The sequence below is a fragment of the Novosphingopyxis sp. genome, assembly GCF_965218915.1.
Lineage (GTDB): Bacteria > Pseudomonadota > Alphaproteobacteria > Sphingomonadales > Sphingomonadaceae > Novosphingopyxis.
Genome location: NZ_OZ244708.1, coordinates 798,111 through 815,165, shown reverse-complemented (window position 1 = coordinate 815,165; position 17,055 = coordinate 798,111). Strand labels below are relative to the sequence as shown.

The window sequence follows — 17,055 nt, the reverse complement described above, 5'->3', positions numbered from 1 at the left end:
CAAAAATCTGCCTTATTCCGGTTAAAATTGATTTAAGCAGGGTTTTGTGCTTAGAGCAAGCTAACTGCGAATCGCCTCAGCGCATATCGTGGCGGGAACAGGGAGCTGTCTTGTGCATACGAACCTCCAACCGGTTACGGCCGGCTGCATAAGGATGATGGTGTCGAGCGAGCGATCGCTCGGCCTTTTGGCGACCGCTCCAACGGGCCACCTGCGGACGATCAAGGAGCTCGAATTCGACTCGGCAGTCAAGGATCTGACCTGCCACTGTCTTGTCGACGAGGCCGATCCCAAACGCTATCTCGCTCTAACGGTCACGAAAGACCTCGACGACCGCAGCGAAAACGACGGGCGGAGGACAGTTCTCATCAAATACGTCGAGGTATGCAGGAGGCTTTCCTACTGGTATCCGTCGGTGCGAGAGGTAATGATCGCAAATGCGATCATGAACGTCGCCACGGTCCTCCACGAGGACGGCATCTCCACGACAGTCGGACTCGAAACCACGGTCGGTCCCATCGATGCCATTAATGAAACGCTCGCGGGCTTCTCCGCCGATCCGGAGCATACGACAATCCGATGCGGACAGGATAATTTTGTATTCCCTGTCATCCAGACCGGAGTGGTCAAGGCAGCAAATATCTTGCGGGAGGCAATTGAAGGCCGACGCCAAGCGTGCATGACCCATGGCCTTGGGACAGGCACGACATATGTGCGCAGGATGGCACTGACGCTCCCCCCGGTCACCCGCTTTCTTGAAAGCGAGATCGCGCTATATGCCGATGATCAACAAAAAGTGGATTGGAGAATCGCACACCCGGACGTCGCCCAGCACCCCAAGGTTGGAAGGGCGAGCGTTGGCTGATGTCACTCCGCTTCTTGACGATGTCGCGGCCAACTGCGCAGAGCGGATGAGCACGCTGGCTGACGAGTCCCTAGCCGCTTTGGTGCCAACAATATATCAGGCCGCAGCATACTCTATTTGCAGACAAGCGGTTGGAAGCTGGTCGGTGCGCGCCACCAAGGACCAAGGGTTCCGAGTCCGAACCTACGACAAAACGATCGCTTTCAACAAAAGCTTCGAGCGTCAGTTAAGGTGTGTTATCGATGGACTAAGGGGCAGCAGTGTGCCCGAATTGATCACGACGCTCAGCAAGCTTCCCTCAGGTGACGGGCCCTTGATAGGGGCCTTCTTCACTTTTTTCGCTGCGCATGAGCTTCTTCATGTTGAGCAGGGCTTGGGATCAGACCAATACAAGGACGCCGACTTCTACATGCCTGCGGTCATGGAAGCGGACTACGTCACCGACATCTCAGGCCTGGCTGTTTGCCTCGCCGCGGACATACCCCACCTCGCTTCGCTTTCACGCCGGGAGAAGGCTCTTCTGCTGATCGCGATACACCTCTTTTCCATGCACAGCTTCGTGGGTGCCAACGAAGCGGTAACCGGCCACACCTTTAACCGCCTCGTAATCTGGTATCTGCACTTCGCACGTGTCCAATCCGTCGATGGCGACCCCGACTTTTCGCGACCGAGCTTTGCCCGGTCGTGGGTCGTAATGTTCCCGAAGCTCGTCTCCGACCGGGACGGCGAGGTGACAAGTTTTCTGCTCGAAGAGCGCTCGGATGCTCCACTGGCAGCGACCTCGGACATTGTCCTAGCCTACCATCGCGACAACGGACTTTTTAGATTGCACCGTGCAGTTCTTACCGACGCTGGAAGATCGAGGAGAATTTGCGAGGCCGTAATCGAAGCTCGGTTTGACGACGTCCGAGCGGACCTTGAAGAGCTTTTAATCGACAACCCGAGTCTCACCGACAGCACGAGCAGGGGCGGCGGCGAGCTCGGCCAAATCCTGTCCGATCTGCAAAGCGCCCTCGGCGGTCTCAGGCAGGCGGTAGCGGGCCAAGACGCGGACAAATTCGAAAATATCTTCGACGACGTCCGAATTTCGGCGGCCAGATTGCCTGGCGCCGTATCGCGGGCTGTCGATCACCCTGATGAGGCGGCCCCCGCCCTAGCAGAGATTCGGGATTGCCTCGAAGGTATTGAGGATGCGTTAGGTGCCACCACGCAGTGGGGCGCAGTGCGCAAACAGATACGCCGCCTCTACTTACCAATCGACACGATCGCGGCCTTATGAGGCGCTATTCTCCAGAATTACTGACAAGAGGTTAGGAGCGGCGCCTGAGAGGGTTTGGTGAACATCAAAGTCGGCTTCTGTTGACACTTCCTACAGCCAAGAAGGCGATATTAGGGGGCCTCATCCCCGAATATTTTCCCACCCCCAACCTGATTGTTTACCATCCATCATTATCGCATAGGTATGACGCCAATCGCCATATCGTCCATGCGAACCTTGTTCACTGCCGCTGCAATAATCGGCGTGATTGTCGGCGTTGGATCTGTAGCAACGACACCGGAGGGAAGGACAGCCATAAGGGGGGCCGCCAACGAAATCGGCATTGCAAGTGGCATGCTTCGGCGGCGAGCGCCTCAACCGGGTGACTACTTGAACAGATGTAGCGAAGCGCGCGCCGCAGGAACGGCGCCGATCAATCACGGAGAACCAGGCTATCGACCTGAGCTGGACGGCGATGACGACGGAATTGCTTGCGAGCCATACCGGCGCTAGGCCAGCTCTTTCTTGGTATCTTCGATCCTTCATCGGCGAAGATGAACAAATGAATTAAATTATGCAAGTTTCGCCTTGATATGGCTGTCGATCCTACTTTCGCGCCAAACCACGGGCGCCCATCATTTTTTCGGAAATTAAAGCGATGACAGACGGCGCGATGACCAAAAAGGATTGGGGCAGGGCATGCGAAAGTTTTGCCTCATTCGTCCAAACAAAGGCGCAAATTGGAGGAGAAAGTCTCCGCGATTTTCTAGCTGAAGCAGACCGGCTTATGCGTTCAGCCCCTCGGGACCAGCGTGCGGCATATCAAGAACTGCGGGAGGCAGATATTCAGTCCAGTGCCGAAATCCATGCCAAGGAAGTTGAGAACCATGGCATGCACTGGCCAAACGGAAAATATCAGCAAAACCGGGTGCTACTTGATTTAGCCATCCAGATACGCACGCTTGATGAGCTATTAAGGGATTACAGCGCCAGCGTCCACGCGCTGAGACGCAGCCCCGAAGCCCACTGGATGGATCAGGCCGGTCTCAGCTATGTAATTCCCACCCGCCGTCCACGTGTGCCCGAGATGGCGAAAGGAGACGGCGATCGCGCTGGTTACGACAAGCGCGGAACATTACATCACCGCGTCATTTCCACGACCATCGAGGGCCTCTCTGTCAAATTGCATGTTCCCAGAACGCTTCGAGCTATGACCGCGCCCGCCCCGCTGGTCGGTGGAGGCGCCGCATTTCCTGACCTCGCGCTGGACTACGCCGATCGCGAGGGCCGGTTTGAAGTTACTGGCGTGCGTTGCAAGAAAATGGACGAACTCGTCAAAGAGCAAGTTGCCGCCGTCGCTGCATGCGATTTTGCCGTCTGGCCGGAACTCACCGTTGATGATGATCTGCTGGCGCTGATCAGACAGGCGCTGAAACACGAAGGACTGCGGCGTGACACTGGGCACGGTCTCATAGTGGCAGGATCGTGGCACCGGGTCGATGAAGACGGGGTAAGGCGAAACCGCGCACCTGTTCTTGATGCCCTCGGACGTTGTATCTGCTGGTTCTCGAAGATCGCTATTTATGGTGAGCGGGATGCAGGTTTCGAGGACGCAACTGGCGGCGAGGAAATCGTCGTTCTAGTCTTCGAGGATTTCATTGCCTCTGTATGTATCTGCAAGGATTTTAGCGACCTGCAGGAGCGCAATGTGTGGGCCATGCTGCCGGTCGATGTGGTGTTGGTCGCTTCGATGGGCGACGCGAAGACGATGGACGGTCATCTTATCCGGGCAACCGAACTAAGCAAGGGGCACCGACGAAGAGCGTTCGTTGTCCAGCAAGGGCTGTGGAATTTTCACGACGAACCCACAAACTTTTTGCTGCGCGCCCCTGAGCACGTGCCCCGCGATGTCGCCGAAACACATTTCTGCGAGCCCTACTCGCTCTGCAAAATCGAAGATTGAGCTAAAGACTTGTGGAAGGTGTAAATCGTTGTAAATTGAATTTTATGATGGGAAAAAATATGAACCGTAGCCGCAACTCCTTCGCTGACATGCGCGTGATTCTGAGCCAGATTGAAAACGCCACGCTGGCACCAAAGGACGCACGCAAAGCCCTCTCGGACCTGCTGCAATCGGGGCCCAAGGGCGAAATCGGAGAGCATATCTTTGAAGCGCTGCGCATCGCTACCGGGCGAATTCTTCGCGACCGGATTGCGTCGGCCGATCTTCGCGCATGGCATTCGCTTGTCGATGCGGTCTCCGCGCAGTTCGATGAGGTTAATAAAGCCTGGGGTCCCAGGATCGAAGTGCTAGCGGAACTCCTTAACGACAGGGTTGGTCTTGTTGAGGCACGACCTGTCGAGCAGGTCGTGCGCCGACTGCATGTCTCAGAGCTGCTTGAGGAAATGTCCAGGACCGACGGAGCGCCGATAGAGCGGCGCGCGTTGCGCGAGCGTCTCGGGCTTGAAGAGGCCAACCTCTCGCGCGTATTGACGTTGATGCTCGATAGCGGCCTAATTGAGCGGCACAGCCTTGGTAAGTCAGCGTCTTTTTCGCTAGCGTCGGAGGGCCAGAAGGCCCTTCAGGAGCTGAAGCAGCGACGAGCATCTTATGTCGTCATAGAAGGCGATTGGATGCTCAAATTCATGAAGAAAAAGACTTTGCACGGAGGCGCCGAGGGCAATGAGGCATATGCTGAAACAGCCGAGATTGACGAAACGCTATCTCTCCTTGAGGCGGCATGACAACCAAATCTAGCATGACAGCAGCCAAAGCAAAGGCGGGCGGACAGCCACCGAAGCGGCCGCTCAAAAGGAGCGTGCCGACTATTAATGTGGAGGCCTACAATCAAGTCGTTGCGAAGGCCAATCTGATTGATTTACGCCTCACCGCGAGCCGATCGGAAATCAAGCCTGCGGCGCTTGATGTGGACAGGACGGGCTGGGATCTTAAAGTCGGCGACGAACTGGTTGAATGGGATGTCGACGAGGAAAAGGAGCGGCTGTGGGGGCGTATCATTTTCAAGGCTGAATGTGTTGACGGGAAGCGTAAGCCGATCATCGTAGAAGGCGACTATTTGATTATATATGCGGTCGAAGGCAAGGTAGACAAGCGGTCGGCCAGCCTCTTCATAAACCGGGTCGCACGCTTTGCCTGCTATCCGTATTTTCGCACGCTTTTTGCTGCCTTGCTTGGACAAGCCAGCGTCGTCATGCCGCCACTCCCCGTTCTAAAGGAGCCGGCGCGCAGGATTCGTCCGCCGGTTCGAAAGATTTCGAAAACTAAATGACGCACCGCCAAAACCGATAGCGCCAGCCATTTTGCATTGATGTTCTCTGCTATGGGCGAAGCGCCAACCAGTGCTAGTTCGCCATGCCCAAACCGACCCATTTTCGGATAAAAGGCAGGATCGATGACCACCCTGATCGCAGTCCTTCGCCAAGCATGCTCAGGATCAATATCGCTTGAAGCTTTCAGGCGCCGAATCCGCCATCGATAGTATGAAATGCGCCAGTGACTACCGCTGCTTCTTCGCTGGCGAGATAAGCAGCCATTCCGGCGATCTCGTCCGCGCGCGCGTGGCGCTTAATAGCCATGAAGCTATGCATCATGTCTTTCATAGGACCGTCGGCAGGGTTCATGTCAGTATCGACCGGTCCAGGCTGGATAACATTGACGGTGATCCCACGATCTCCAAAATCCCGCGCAAAACCTTTAACCATTCCCTGCAATGCCGATTTGGTCATCCCATATGCAGCACCTCCTGGAAAAGGAATGCTGTCGGCATTTACGGATCCGATAACAATCATACGCCCATTGTCATTCATGCGCCGCGCTGTTTCGACCAAAGCGTGATAGGGTGCGCGGACATTTACGTTGATCATATGGTCGATCGCATCCGCATCCGTTTCGAGCGGATCACCCATGACCAGCACACCAGCATTGACGATTATGACGTCGAGCTGACCTTGTTGCGCGACCACTTCAACAACCTCAGCGCGCTCGGCACTGTCGGCCTTCAAGGCGGCGCTGCCAGTTTCGGCCGCCAGCGCCTCGGCTATCTCATCCGAACTTGAATAGGTGAACGCGACCGTCGCGCCGTCTGATGCAAACCGGCGCACAACAGCTGCACCAATGCCGCGGCTTCCGCCCATCACGAGCACGTTCTTCTCGGTAAAATCGGTCATTTCCAATATCCTTGCCAAATAAGTTAGAGGCCACTACATAAATACCTGAACGGAGACTGCAAGGGCATTTTTTAGAGATGGCTAAAGAAATAATATCCCGAAGGGGCAGGCCGCGAAAGTTTGACACCGAACGCGCGGTGGAAACTGCGCAAGCGTTGTTCCATGCGCATAGCTATGACAATGTCGGCGTAACGCTGCTCGCGCGTGAAATCGGCATTGAGCAGCCGAGCCTATATTCCGCGTTCGGCAACAAGCTGGGAATCTTCGCTGCAGCCGTGGAAAGATATGCGAGCAGCGACGGCGCCTTCATCGCCGAAGCCTTTTCCAGTAGCAAAACGGTCAAGCAAGGTCTGCGCAACATGCTCAAGGCCGCGGCCACCAATTACAGCCGCGAAGGATCGTCAGCAGGATGCCTGATCATGGAAGGCGCATACGGGACGCATGATGAGGGCGCTCGATCGCTATGCGTCAATATGCGCGCCGCCACAGAAGCCTTCATCGCGGACTATGTCGAGCGCGGCCATCCCGGTCACGGCACCAACGTATCTGCGATGACCATGATCGCGCTGGCTGGCCTTTCCGCCAGCGCGCGCGCCGGGATGACCAGCGACCAACTGCTCGAGTTCGCGCGGATCGCTGCGAACGGCCTGTGCGAACTGCTCGCGGACCGGGGACCCACTCTTTCCAAAAAAAGGGATTAAAAGATGTTCAAACTGACAATCGCCGCTCTGCTCGCAATATCGACATCGACGCCTGCCTTGGCCGGTCAGGTCTACAGCTATGCCAGCCAGGTCAACGACGTGGATTCGGTCAACAGCCATTGGATCGAGACAGAGAGCGGTGTCATACTCGTCGATGCGCAGCGCATCTTGCCGGAAGCGGAGCGTGCCCTCCAACATCTTCAGGCCACCACTTCGAAACCCATCATCGCGATCTTCGTGACCCATCCGCACACCGACCATTATGGCGGGCTTCCTGTGTGGACGGAGGCCTATCCGGCAGCCAAGGTGTATATGACTGCCACGGCTCTTCGCTCCATCCGCGAAGACAGCAGGGGATATAATGCTGCACGAGCCAAGCGGCATGGCGAGCGGTTTGCCGCCCAGTCAGCTCTCGATGCGGCGCTTGCAAATGCGATAATCGTTCAAGACGGACAGAGCCTCGACATCGATGGCACAAGGGTGACCTTGCAAGAATTTGGTCCCTCGGAGGCCGAGACTACACTCGCCGTCTCACTCGAGAATAACGAGCAGGTATTTATCGGTGATCTTATCAATGTCGGCGTGCCCGCGGTGCCGTTTGAAAGCCTCGAGAACTGGCTCGGCCAGCTTGCCGAAATTGAAAGACTTTACGCCTCGTTCGAAATTTATCAGGGACATGGTCCCGCGCCGATCACGGCAGATGAAGCGAATGAGCAGCGAACATTCTTGACCAAGCTCCGCGATCTTGTCGCAGCCCGCATAGCCGACGAGAGCCTATCTGTAGCCGAACAAGATGAGATTGTCTTCGCGCTTGAGGCGGAATGGCCCTTCTATGACGGGGTTGCAGGCAATACACGCAGGGAAATGCTAGCATTCGATGCTGGAATCGTTGCTGAACAAATGGGCGCTAAGGTCGATCGTTGATAGGTAAGCCGTGGAAGAAAACTTAAACTTCACAGTTTTGTCTGCTTGCTCACGGTTCGACTATTACTGACACTTTCTTCCGACCTATATCGCTCGGAAATATTTGTTTCAGCCCCACTGAAGTTTCCAGCCAATTGTTTCAGCCGACTTCACCGCTCCAAATCTCTTTTTTCTCCGCCAGTGGGCTGAATAATCAAATCGTGTGAGGGAAGGAAGAACGGAAAAATACGTAATCAGTTTGGACTTCTCACCTGAAAAACGGTGTCGGCAAATCGGTTCTTACACGCTCTATCACGTCACATTTACCACTCATGGTCGCCCCATGGCGATCCCGAGAGCTCAGGCGAAGATCGCACGGTCAGCAGATGAAGTGATCCAATCGCAAAGCTGCTCGCCATCGCTAGCAGTATCTATATTCAGATCGGCAATTCTCTGCTATTTCCGTTCCTCGGAGACGGGACATGCGCGATCTGCCAAGCCTGATAACAAGCCGTCGAGCAGTGCTAGGAATGAGCGCTGCAGGAATGCTTGGGTTTGCCACGCGCTCGTTTAGCGCCACACGCGCATTCACCGTCCCGCAGGTTGATAGTCTCTCGCTGCAAGTGATCGTAGACGCGGCAACATTTGGTCCGTTTCTGGAAAATCTCGATCTGCCCGGCATGAAAGTTATTCGCGCGGGCAATGGCGGCCCGGTCAACGCTCCGCGTATGCTGCCGCAAACGCTGGTCGGCGAATTTGGGCTTTCTATCCTCTGCGACTCTAACATCGGATATCAGCGCCGCCGCGTAGTCGTCGATTTCGGCTATTCGAAGGAAGCGCTGTCGACCAACCTGCGCTTGCTAGGCATCGATCCGGTCACGATCGACGCGGCGGTGCTGAGCCATGGTCATCTCGATCACTATGGCGGATTCCCCGGATTATTCGGTCCAGTATTGCTTGAGGATGCTGCGCGAGGCAAAATCCGCGTTCCGCTTACGGTCGGCGGTGAAGAAACCTTTTGCGAGCGCGTGGCGCTAATCGGCAACCCCCCGCCCGTGATGGGAGCGCTCGACCGTCTCGCGCTGTCCAGAGCGGGCTTCGATGTCATCATACGCCCGGAACCCGCGGTGATCGCCGATCACGCATTCACTACCGGCATTATCCCCATGAACGGCTTTGAACGCGCCGCAATCCCCACCAGAATGCGGCCGGGAACTGGTTGTGATCGCACCGCCTTGAACCCTGCAAAACAGGCAGCGGCGGAACTGCCCGACGATGCCGAGCACGAGCTTGCAACATGTTATGCGGTCAAAGGCCTCGGCCTAATCGTGATTGCATCGTGCAGCCATCGGGGCGTGATCAATTCGGTCCGCCGCGCGCAGGCGATATCCGGCATCGAGAAAGTCTATGCCGTCGTTGGCGGTTTCCATCTCGTCCGACCGCGAACCGAGGCCGAAGCCAGGCAGACTGTCGCGGAGTTCGCTGTGATCGACCCAACCTATATCGTTCCCATGCATTGCACAGGTGATGTGTTTGTCATGGAGGCGCTGCGGATTATGCCCGAAAAAGTGATCCGGTCTTATGTCGGATCGAAATTCATGTTTTCGGAAGCGTTTCAATAGCATTGACTGGCTATTTTCTGTGAGCAAATTATTGCCACATTAGATGCATCTAGTCGAATGCATCTTAGCGATTGTCTCACATTATCGTAAAATCGTTTCGGTTCAGCCGCTGTGTTGTCTGCTGCCATAATGCCGCAATCATCGCTGCCTAAGATTGTGCAATCCAATTGTAGAGAGCCTAAACCATGCATGCCAAGCTTCAGCTGGACTATTACCTTCAGCGCGCTGAGCAGGAGGCCATCCAGGGGATCAGGCTCGGCAAGACCGAAGCAAGCGTGGTGCACGACGAGCTGAGCTTGAGTTACTCGATGCGCGCGAGAGAATTGCTGATCCGCCCTGCTGGCTTAGAAAGCATTGTCTCCGATGTCGCGGCCTGACGAGATCGGAAAGCCAATAATCTCAACGACCTGAATGTTAAAAATGCAAATCGATTAGCGAGCATTTCAAAAATGTGAGGCTTCTAATCGCGTTGGCGATTTTACGATATTATTTTGCGATATGCGAGTAGCTTAATGCCTGGCCTGTATCCGTGCCGCTTGCGCAGCGATAGAATGTATGGCGGCCGCCTTACATAGCTCTAGAACTGCCGGTGCAAGACTCACATTCAAGGGAGCTAGGCATGGCGTCTGAACGAAAACGTAGCGCGCAGGTCACCATCACCCTCGAGCAGCAAAACGCTATCCGAGATGCTGCACGCAGCGCGTTAGGGCTCAACGTCAGCTTGAAGAGGCTATCGAGCGGTCTGCTTGAAGCTTCACTGCGGACCCTCGAGGAAGCTGGAATGGCCAAAGAGATTCCAACTATCTTGCGCGCGGCAGCAGGTAATTACGAGCGAGCGTGCCAGGCTGCAGGGACTGCTCACTAAGAGAGAAAAGCCTTATCAGAACCTGGGATTTCACAGAGCGCTTCGCCGATCAGCGCATACCTTCGAATGCCGACCGCAATTCTGTCACGAATAATTCGGGTTGCTCCATGGCGGCAAAATGACCGCCCCGGTCCACTTCGTTAAAATGCACCAGGTTGGCGAAACGACGTTCGGCCCAGCGCCTGGAAATACCGCCCTGCTCTCCAGGAAACATGCTGATCGCGGTGGGCGTCGACATGGGCTGTGTAGGCATTCCCCCCTTCATCATCGACCGCATCGCTTCCCAGTAGAGCCTGACGGAGCTCGGGCCGGCATTGGGAAGCCAGTAAAGCATGATATCGTCGAGCATCTCGTCGAATGTAAATACGTCCTCCGGTTTACCGTCACTGCCTGAAACATCCTGAAACAACGCATATATCCAAGCGGCGAGTCCAACAGGAGAATCGGCGAGACTGAACCCGATCGATTGCGGGCGCGTGTTCTGCAGCTTGTAATAGCCTGAAAACTGCTCCTCGTAGCGCTGCATCCGGCCAAGCATCTCCTGCTCTTCAGCGGTTGCGTTTTCACGCTCCTCGTCGGTTGGCTGAAACAGCACCATGTTGAGGTGGATCCCAATCAGCGAAGGCGGGGCCTTGTAACCGAGCATGCTGGTTACGGCCGCGCCCCAGTCACCGCCCTGTGCGCCCCAGTGCTCGTAGCCAAGTCGATCCATTAACGTGATCCACGCATCGGTAATGCGGTCGAGGTTCCAGCCCGTCGCAGTCGGCTTATCTGAAAAACCAAAACCGGGCAGCGTGGGTATAACGAGGTGGAAAGCATCGCTGGCGGAACCGCCATGCGCGACCGGATCAGTCAACGGTCCAATGACATCGCGAAACTCCAATACGGAGCCCGGCCAACCATGCGTCATGATCAATGGAATTGTATTGGATTCGGGCGAACGGATATGCAAAAAATGAATGCCCAGTCCGTCGATCTCAGTGCGATATTGGCCAAATCTGTTGAGCATCGTCTCACACCGGCGCCAATCATAACCTTCGCGCCAATAATCAACCAGCGCGCGGATCTTGGCGAGCGGCGGCCCCTGACTTGTATCGTCAACCGTTTCCGGATCAGGCCAGCGAGTCCGCGAAAGCCGATCGCGCAAATCGTCGAGTTCGGCTTCGGCGATATGCAGATGAAAGGGTTGAACAGTCGTTGTCATCGCAAAAATCCTCACGGGGCTAGCAAGCGATATAGCTCGCTTCATAGCCGCACGTGGCGCTTGCCTTCGCTGACCGCAATCAGGCACCCCAAGGTAACAAGAGATATTGAGGCATTCAAAAATGTCAAAATCCAAGCCCGTGCTTTTTTCGCCTGAGCGATCAAAAGTGCGTCCAAATCGCCAATGATCCATCGATGCAATCAATGTTTTATGCCAAAGCAAACCATCTTGGCTCACCGGCTCAATTACCAAAATGGTCGACCGCTTTGGCTTCCGCGGGCTCATTGTGCGGGACCGAGACTGTTCCTAGAAACCGGAACCGACTGCTGAAGAAAGGGAAAATGCCAAACGAATGAAAACTCAAGCGCGCCTCGCATTTCCTGGAGACCAGCGTGCCCGGCTCGTTCGCGGCCGGCGATGTCAGGCTCCCGTCCGTCGAGCGCGTCGCGACCGCGGTGGGAGAGGAAGCGTTCGCTGTCGTTTTCGCGCACTACTAATTGGAAGAGATGGCTTGACGATGCGAGCTTTGCGGCCAGAATACCATACCATGCCGCTTATCTAAACTACGCCAACCGTCATTTCTCTGACCGCATTGAGCCAGAGTGCGTGATCGCCTTATCATAATTGCTGCGTGCCTGCGTAAACGCATCGTGGTTTTGCGCTGCCCAGGTCCATAGCGGATCGACATGTCGGATCAGGTCGATACCAAGCGCCGTCGCTTCGTAATCGACCCTGATGGGGGAGGGGACAGTAACCGTCCGCGTCAATAGACCATCACGCTCAAGCTGGCGCAGGGTAACGGTTAAAGATTTCTGACTAATTCCGGTCACTTGCTCGAGCAAGCGTGAGAAGCGCAGCGGCCCGTTGGTCGCTAACAGGCTGAGTGTCCACAGACTCCATTTGTCCGCTGCACGCGAGACTATGGTGCGCACCAGAACTTCCTCGCCTGCTGACAGACTGGCGCAGACCTCGGAATTCCTTACCAATCTATTGCATAGAATTCACCGGTTTTTCGCCTTTTAAGGCAAGCGCGCATGGCCTATTACGAAGACTTTACCCAATTCATGGCGCTGCCTGCGCAGATTACCTCGATCTGCCGCACACTAAGATCGTGTTGTAGGGTAAAGGCTCTTTTTGCACCGCTGCTCGCTTGGATTTCAGCAGAAATTTGGTGGCTCGCTTTCAACTGCTTGGATAGTTCGGAAATACGGACGATATCGCCCTCCTGGATCGGATCGTCGTCGCCAGCTATAGTTAGCGGCACTACACCAAAACTCGCCAGATTTTGCCAGTGGATCCGTGCGAAACTCCTGGCAATGACAAGCTGTAGCCCCAGCAGCCGTGGAACCAGCGCCGCGTTCTCGCGGCTGGATCCCTGGCCGTAATTGTTCCCCGCGACGATCGCGTGCGCGCCGTCCATCGCCCGCGCTTTCGAAGGATAATTGCTGTCAACCCTCGCAAACGCGTAATCCGCGGTCGTAAAGACGTCACTCCAATAGGGTAGCACCGCGCCCGCCGGTATGATGTCATCGGTCGAAATATCATCGCCCAAGGTCAAGAGAACTGTCAATTCCAGCTCAACCGGAAGCGGGGAGAGATCTGGGAGCGTCGGCGTATGTTTGGTCCGATAGAGTTCCGACCGGTGCCCTGGCTCAGGAAATATCAACCCCGCATCGTCTGCCGCGCCTAATCCTGGAATTTCGATCCTCGGGTAGCTCATTTCGAGTTCGCGCGGATCGGCAATCACGCCAGCAAGCGCCGAAGCTGCGGCCGTTTCGGGACTGCAGAGAAACACCGCGTCCTCTATCGTGCCCGAGCGGCCAGGAAAATTCCGCGGCACGGTTCGTAGGCTATTGCGCCCTGTCGCCGGTGCCTGCCCCATGCCAATACAACCGTTGCAACCTGCCTGATGCAACCGCGCTCCTGCATCAATCAGGAGGCCGAGTTTGCCTTGTTTCGCCAATAGCGAAAGCGCGCGCCGCGAAGACGGATTAATATCAAAGGACACGCCGGGGGCACAGGTTTTCCCGGCAACAATATCGGCGACAACTGCAAAATCCCGGTAGCCGGGATTTGCCGAGGACCCGATATAAGCCTGATATATCGGTTCTCCGGCCACTTCGGAAACGGGCACGACATTGTCGGGAGACTGCGGTTTCGCAATCAATGGGACCAGGCTGCCAAGGTCGATGGTTTCGGTTCTGTCGTAATTGCATCGATCGTCAGCAAACAAGGGCACCCACACATCTGCACGGCCATTATCCGCTAGAAACTGCCGCGTCGCTGCATCGCTTGGAAAAACGCTGGTGGTCGCTCCTAACTCAGCACCCATATTTGCGATAACGTGCCGATCCATTGCCGATAGGCAATCGAGACCGGACCCCGAATATTCGAGGATGAAATTTTTCGCACCCGCTACACCGTGTCGGCGGAGCAATTCTAGAATGACATCCTTGGCCGAAACCCAGTCAGGCAAAATGCCGGTGAGCTCGATGTTCCAGATCTTTGGCATGGGCAAATAAAGAGGTTCGCCCGCCATTGCGAGCGCGACTTCGATGCCGCCCGCCCCGATCGCCAGCATTCCAAGCGCGCCTGCTGCTGGCGTATGGCTATCACTGCCCACCAACGATTGTCCGGGCACACCGAAACGTTCCATATGCACCGGATGGCTGATACCGTTGCCGGGCCCAGAGTAAATGATACCAAATCGCGCGCATGCGCTCTTAAGGAAGAGATGACTGTCTGCGTTTACCTCATCGGATTGAACCAAAGCATGGTCAATATATTGCACGCTCGGTTTGGTCTTGACCTGCTCAATGTCCATGGCTTCAAGTTCAAGCATGACCAAGGCGCCAAGCACATCCTGCAGCAGAGCTTGCTCCATCCGCAAGCCAATCTCCCTACCGGCAACCATATCTCCCGATAGCAAGAAGCGTGAAATCAACTTTCGAGAGAGGCTGTGCGGCAAGACCCGGCCATTCCTTTCCTGTCGGTATCGATGGCCATGCCTAATAATTAGCGCGTAGCGTCACGCCATAAGTGCGAGGCGGGGCGAAATACCCGATTGGAACCTGAGCTCCGAGCGCTGCGCCCGGGCGCAGCAGTGTCAGTGCCACATCCTCATCTTCCAAGTTTTGCACCCAAACATCTACGCCCCACCGCTCCGAAATATGCTTGTAGGACAGGCGCAAATCGGTCTTAGTGTAGGAGTCCTGGGTCGTATCGGCATTGTTCTGAACCTCGTAATTGATCTTCGACCGATAAGCGAAGTCGCCTCGCAGCGAAAAGTCGCCAATATCCGTGGGAACGGTATAGATGCCGCCGATCGCGAACGATACGTCAGGCGTGTTGATGAAGCGGTTGCCACCGATATTCTCCTGCGTCGGCGCTCCCATGGCCGCAGGATTAGGCTTTCCGGGATTCCCAGTGACAAAATCATCGTAAGAGGAATTGATGAGGCCCAATGAACCATCGATCCGGAAATTTTCGGCAACCAATACCTTAAAGTCCGCTTCCAGGCCGTAGATATCGCCTCCGGGAATATTTACCAGAACCGCATTTACGGAGGGAAAGGTGTTGATCTGAATGTTAGTGTATTTGGCATAATATGCCGCCAGATTAAGCTCGACACGCCGGCCGAAAAGTAGTGATTTCGACCCGATCTCGTAGGAATCCACATTCTCGGAACCCGCAATGGGGTTCACTGGATCCGATGGATTTAGCGCACCGGCGCGGTAGCCCCTAGAATAGGAAGCATAGACATTCTGGTCGTCGGTTATGTCATATGCGAGCTTCGCTGTTCCTGTCGGTTCACTGTTGTCAAAACGAGCACCAAAATTCAGGAGAAAGTCTGGAGGTGGAACTGTAGGCGGCGCGCCAGCCATCGTCGACGGGTTAATCGGCGGATGGAAAGCAGTTGTGCTTTCTTTCTCGTCCCACGAATACCGCCCGCCCAAAGTCAGCGTCAGTTTGTCGGTCAAATCATAAGATCCCTGACCGAAGATAGCATAGGACAGCACATCTATCTGCGAATTGACGGATTGGAAAATCTGTTTGCCGAAAAACGGACCTGGACGATTGGCTACCTCGCCGATCGGGAGAAAAACCTCGTTCTTGTTCGAAAAGTCAAAATAGGTCGCGCCAATGATCCATTGGAAGCGAGAGGTGTAATCCGACAGCAGCTGGATTTCTTGAGTGAACTGATCCGAATCATCGCCAGTGAACAGATGGATGGCATCGGTTTCGGAATCGTCCCAGTCAGAATTGACGTTGCGGTCGGTGTTGAAATAACCGGTTACTGAGCGGAAAATGACGCTGCCAAGATCCCACTCAAAGTCGATAGCTCCGCCAATAAGTTTCGTGCGGGAAAGCGAGTCGAAGTTTTGCCGCGTTACACGCGGGTCAGTATTTTTGGGCTGAGCGGCAGCAAATGCCTGAGCGAAGAAGGGGGCAAAAGGGCCGGATGCATCATAGGTGTCGCCAATGCGGACGCCTTGGTTGGATTTGTCGTCGTTCTTGCTTGTTATGAACGAAAAACGGACATTCGCATCCGCGGAAATATCAGCCGAAACCTGTGCACGGAGCGAGTAACTGTCCGCATCATCGATATCAGCGCGGCCTGGAAAGGTATTTTTCGTAAAACCATCGCGATCGGTTTTCGTAAAAGAAAATCGTGTATTTAAGCCATCGGCCACAGGAAGATTTAGCGCTCCGCGGAACCGAAGATAATTGTAATTACCGTAAGAGACATCGCCCTTGGCTTCAAAATAGTCCTTGGGACGCTCAGGGATGACATTGATGGAGCCGCCGGTCGTATTGCGCCCAAACAGGGTTCCCTGCGGTCCTCGAAGAACCTCCACGCGCTCGACATCCCAGATGTCAGACAGGCTGGAAGCAGCTGAACCGAAATAAATGCCATCATAATGAAAGGCGACCCCGTTATCGGAACCGGTTGAAACAGAATCGTTTCCAGCGCCCCGCAACGAAATTCGGACCACACCTTGCGTGGCGTTGAGCGTCAGGCTGGGAACCTGAGTCGTAATCGCAACCAGATCGTTGGCGCCCTTTTCGTTCAACAGCTCCTGATTGAAAGCCGAAATCGCGATGGGGACATCCTGCGTTGACTCGGCCCGCTTATTGGCGGTCACCACGATCTCATCCAAAGCTGGAGCGGAAGGCACTTCCTGAACATCGGCAGGCATATCGTCAATGTCTTCAGCTGGCGCATCCTGCTGCAATTCTTGTGTCGCGGCATGAGCGGAACACGCCGCCATAGCCGATACGCTGGTCGTAAAGACAAGCATCGCCCGCATAATCCTCATCAGGTCTCTCCCATTTTATGAGCCTTTTGGCCTCAATTTTTCCTGTAGCACATTTCCTACTCGGATAAACAGTTCTTTATGGTATGGGCTGTTCGTCCGACCTGTTAAGTGGTTTTTTCCCTTTCGAA

At 55.2% G+C, this 17,055-nt stretch carries 16 protein-coding genes; 11 read left to right on the top strand and 5 right to left on the bottom strand.

Translation table 11 applies throughout. The features are described from left to right. The first annotated feature begins 112 nt into the window (after positions 1-112). From ACOQPC_RS03850 to ACOQPC_RS03825, 6 genes are all read left to right on the top strand, one after another. Positions 113-865, top strand: a complete 753-nt coding sequence (locus ACOQPC_RS03850) for a hypothetical protein (protein WP_420607347.1) — start codon at positions 113-115, stop codon at positions 863-865. Continuing rightward, positions 858-2,144 (top strand): hypothetical protein, encoded by a 1,287-nt coding sequence (locus tag ACOQPC_RS03845; protein WP_420607346.1) that lies wholly within the window; start codon positions 858-860, stop codon positions 2,142-2,144. Before ACOQPC_RS03850 ends, ACOQPC_RS03845 begins: the two co-directional genes overlap by 8 nt. 183 nt (positions 2,145-2,327) lie before the next feature. Next, a complete protein-coding gene (locus ACOQPC_RS03840) occupies positions 2,328-2,636 on the top strand; it encodes an excalibur calcium-binding domain-containing protein (protein ID WP_420607345.1) in 309 nt (102 codons plus the stop codon). A gap of 160 nt (positions 2,637-2,796) precedes the next feature. Beyond that, positions 2,797-4,086, top strand: coding sequence for a hypothetical protein (locus ACOQPC_RS03835; RefSeq protein WP_420607344.1), 1,290 nt, complete (start codon positions 2,797-2,799; stop codon positions 4,084-4,086). A 59-nt stretch (positions 4,087-4,145) separates the two neighbouring features. Continuing rightward, positions 4,146-4,868 (top strand): hypothetical protein, encoded by a 723-nt coding sequence (locus ACOQPC_RS03830; RefSeq protein ID WP_420607343.1) that lies wholly within the window; start codon positions 4,146-4,148, stop codon positions 4,866-4,868. A gap of 14 nt (positions 4,869-4,882) precedes the next feature. Beyond that, entirely contained in the window at positions 4,883-5,413 is a 531-nt protein-coding gene (locus tag ACOQPC_RS03825) for a hypothetical protein (protein ID WP_420607342.1), read from the top strand. A 184-nt stretch (positions 5,414-5,597) separates the two neighbouring features. Here ACOQPC_RS03825 and bdcA read toward each other — a convergent pair whose 3' ends face one another. Continuing rightward, positions 5,598-6,311, bottom strand: a complete 714-nt coding sequence (gene bdcA, locus ACOQPC_RS03820) for an SDR family oxidoreductase (RefSeq protein WP_420607341.1) — start codon at positions 6,309-6,311, stop codon at positions 5,598-5,600. 137 nt (positions 6,312-6,448) lie between these two features. Between bdcA and ACOQPC_RS03815 the strand changes: the two genes are divergently transcribed. The 5 genes from ACOQPC_RS03815 (at position 6,449) to ACOQPC_RS03795 (ending at position 10,402) form a co-directional block, all read left to right on the top strand. Next, positions 6,449-7,012, top strand: coding sequence for a TetR/AcrR family transcriptional regulator (locus ACOQPC_RS03815; protein ID WP_420607340.1), 564 nt, complete (start codon positions 6,449-6,451; stop codon positions 7,010-7,012). A 3-nt stretch (positions 7,013-7,015) separates the two neighbouring features. Further along, entirely contained in the window at positions 7,016-7,936 is a 921-nt protein-coding gene (locus ACOQPC_RS03810; RefSeq protein ID WP_420607339.1) for an MBL fold metallo-hydrolase, read from the top strand. A gap of 461 nt (positions 7,937-8,397) precedes the next feature. Continuing rightward, positions 8,398-9,537 (top strand): MBL fold metallo-hydrolase, encoded by a 1,140-nt coding sequence (locus ACOQPC_RS03805; RefSeq protein WP_420607338.1) that lies wholly within the window; start codon positions 8,398-8,400, stop codon positions 9,535-9,537. Between the two features lie 185 nt (positions 9,538-9,722). After that, positions 9,723-9,914: a hypothetical protein gene (locus ACOQPC_RS03800; protein WP_420607337.1), complete on the top strand. Its 192-nt coding sequence runs from the start codon at positions 9,723-9,725 to the stop codon at positions 9,912-9,914. 242 nt (positions 9,915-10,156) lie between these two features. Beyond that, positions 10,157-10,402, top strand: a complete 246-nt coding sequence (locus ACOQPC_RS03795) for a hypothetical protein (RefSeq protein ID WP_420607336.1) — start codon at positions 10,157-10,159, stop codon at positions 10,400-10,402. Positions 10,403-10,451: 49 nt separating this feature from the next. On the opposite strand, the gene ACOQPC_RS03790 is transcribed toward ACOQPC_RS03795, so the two are convergent. From ACOQPC_RS03790 to ACOQPC_RS03775, 4 genes are all read right to left on the bottom strand, one after another. Further along, a complete protein-coding gene (locus tag ACOQPC_RS03790) occupies positions 10,452-11,606 on the bottom strand; it encodes an epoxide hydrolase family protein (RefSeq protein WP_420607335.1) in 1,155 nt (384 codons plus the stop codon). A gap of 575 nt (positions 11,607-12,181) precedes the next feature. Beyond that, positions 12,182-12,538 (bottom strand): winged helix-turn-helix transcriptional regulator, encoded by a 357-nt coding sequence (locus ACOQPC_RS03785; protein ID WP_420607334.1) that lies wholly within the window; start codon positions 12,536-12,538, stop codon positions 12,182-12,184. Between the two features lie 110 nt (positions 12,539-12,648). Beyond that, positions 12,649-14,574, bottom strand: a complete 1,926-nt coding sequence (locus ACOQPC_RS03780) for an aconitate hydratase (protein ID WP_420607333.1) — start codon at positions 14,572-14,574, stop codon at positions 12,649-12,651. Between the two features lie 40 nt (positions 14,575-14,614). Further along, positions 14,615-16,927, bottom strand: a complete 2,313-nt coding sequence (locus tag ACOQPC_RS03775; protein ID WP_420607332.1) for a TonB-dependent receptor — start codon at positions 16,925-16,927, stop codon at positions 14,615-14,617. Between the last annotated feature and the right edge of the window lie 128 nt (positions 16,928-17,055).

Coding starts and splice junctions, on each gene's coding strand:
- ACOQPC_RS03840 (WP_420607345.1), top strand. CDS start 2,328: ATGACGCCAATCGCCATATCGTCCATGCGAACCTTGTTCACTGCCGCT.
- ACOQPC_RS03835 (WP_420607344.1), top strand. CDS start 2,797: ATGACCAAAAAGGATTGGGGCAGGGCATGCGAAAGTTTTGCCTCATTC.
- ACOQPC_RS03830 (WP_420607343.1), top strand. CDS start 4,146: ATGAACCGTAGCCGCAACTCCTTCGCTGACATGCGCGTGATTCTGAGC.
- ACOQPC_RS03825 (WP_420607342.1), top strand. CDS start 4,883: ATGACAGCAGCCAAAGCAAAGGCGGGCGGACAGCCACCGAAGCGGCCG.
- bdcA (WP_420607341.1), bottom strand. CDS start 6,311: ATGACCGATTTTACCGAGAAGAACGTGCTCGTGATGGGCGGAAGCCGC.
- ACOQPC_RS03810 (WP_420607339.1), top strand. CDS start 7,016: ATGTTCAAACTGACAATCGCCGCTCTGCTCGCAATATCGACATCGACG.
- ACOQPC_RS03805 (WP_420607338.1), top strand. CDS start 8,398: ATGCGCGATCTGCCAAGCCTGATAACAAGCCGTCGAGCAGTGCTAGGA.
- ACOQPC_RS03800 (WP_420607337.1), top strand. CDS start 9,723: ATGCATGCCAAGCTTCAGCTGGACTATTACCTTCAGCGCGCTGAGCAG.
- ACOQPC_RS03795 (WP_420607336.1), top strand. CDS start 10,157: ATGGCGTCTGAACGAAAACGTAGCGCGCAGGTCACCATCACCCTCGAG.
- ACOQPC_RS03790 (WP_420607335.1), bottom strand. CDS start 11,606: ATGACAACGACTGTTCAACCCTTTCATCTGCATATCGCCGAAGCCGAA.
- ACOQPC_RS03775 (WP_420607332.1), bottom strand. CDS start 16,927: ATGAGGATTATGCGGGCGATGCTTGTCTTTACGACCAGCGTATCGGCT.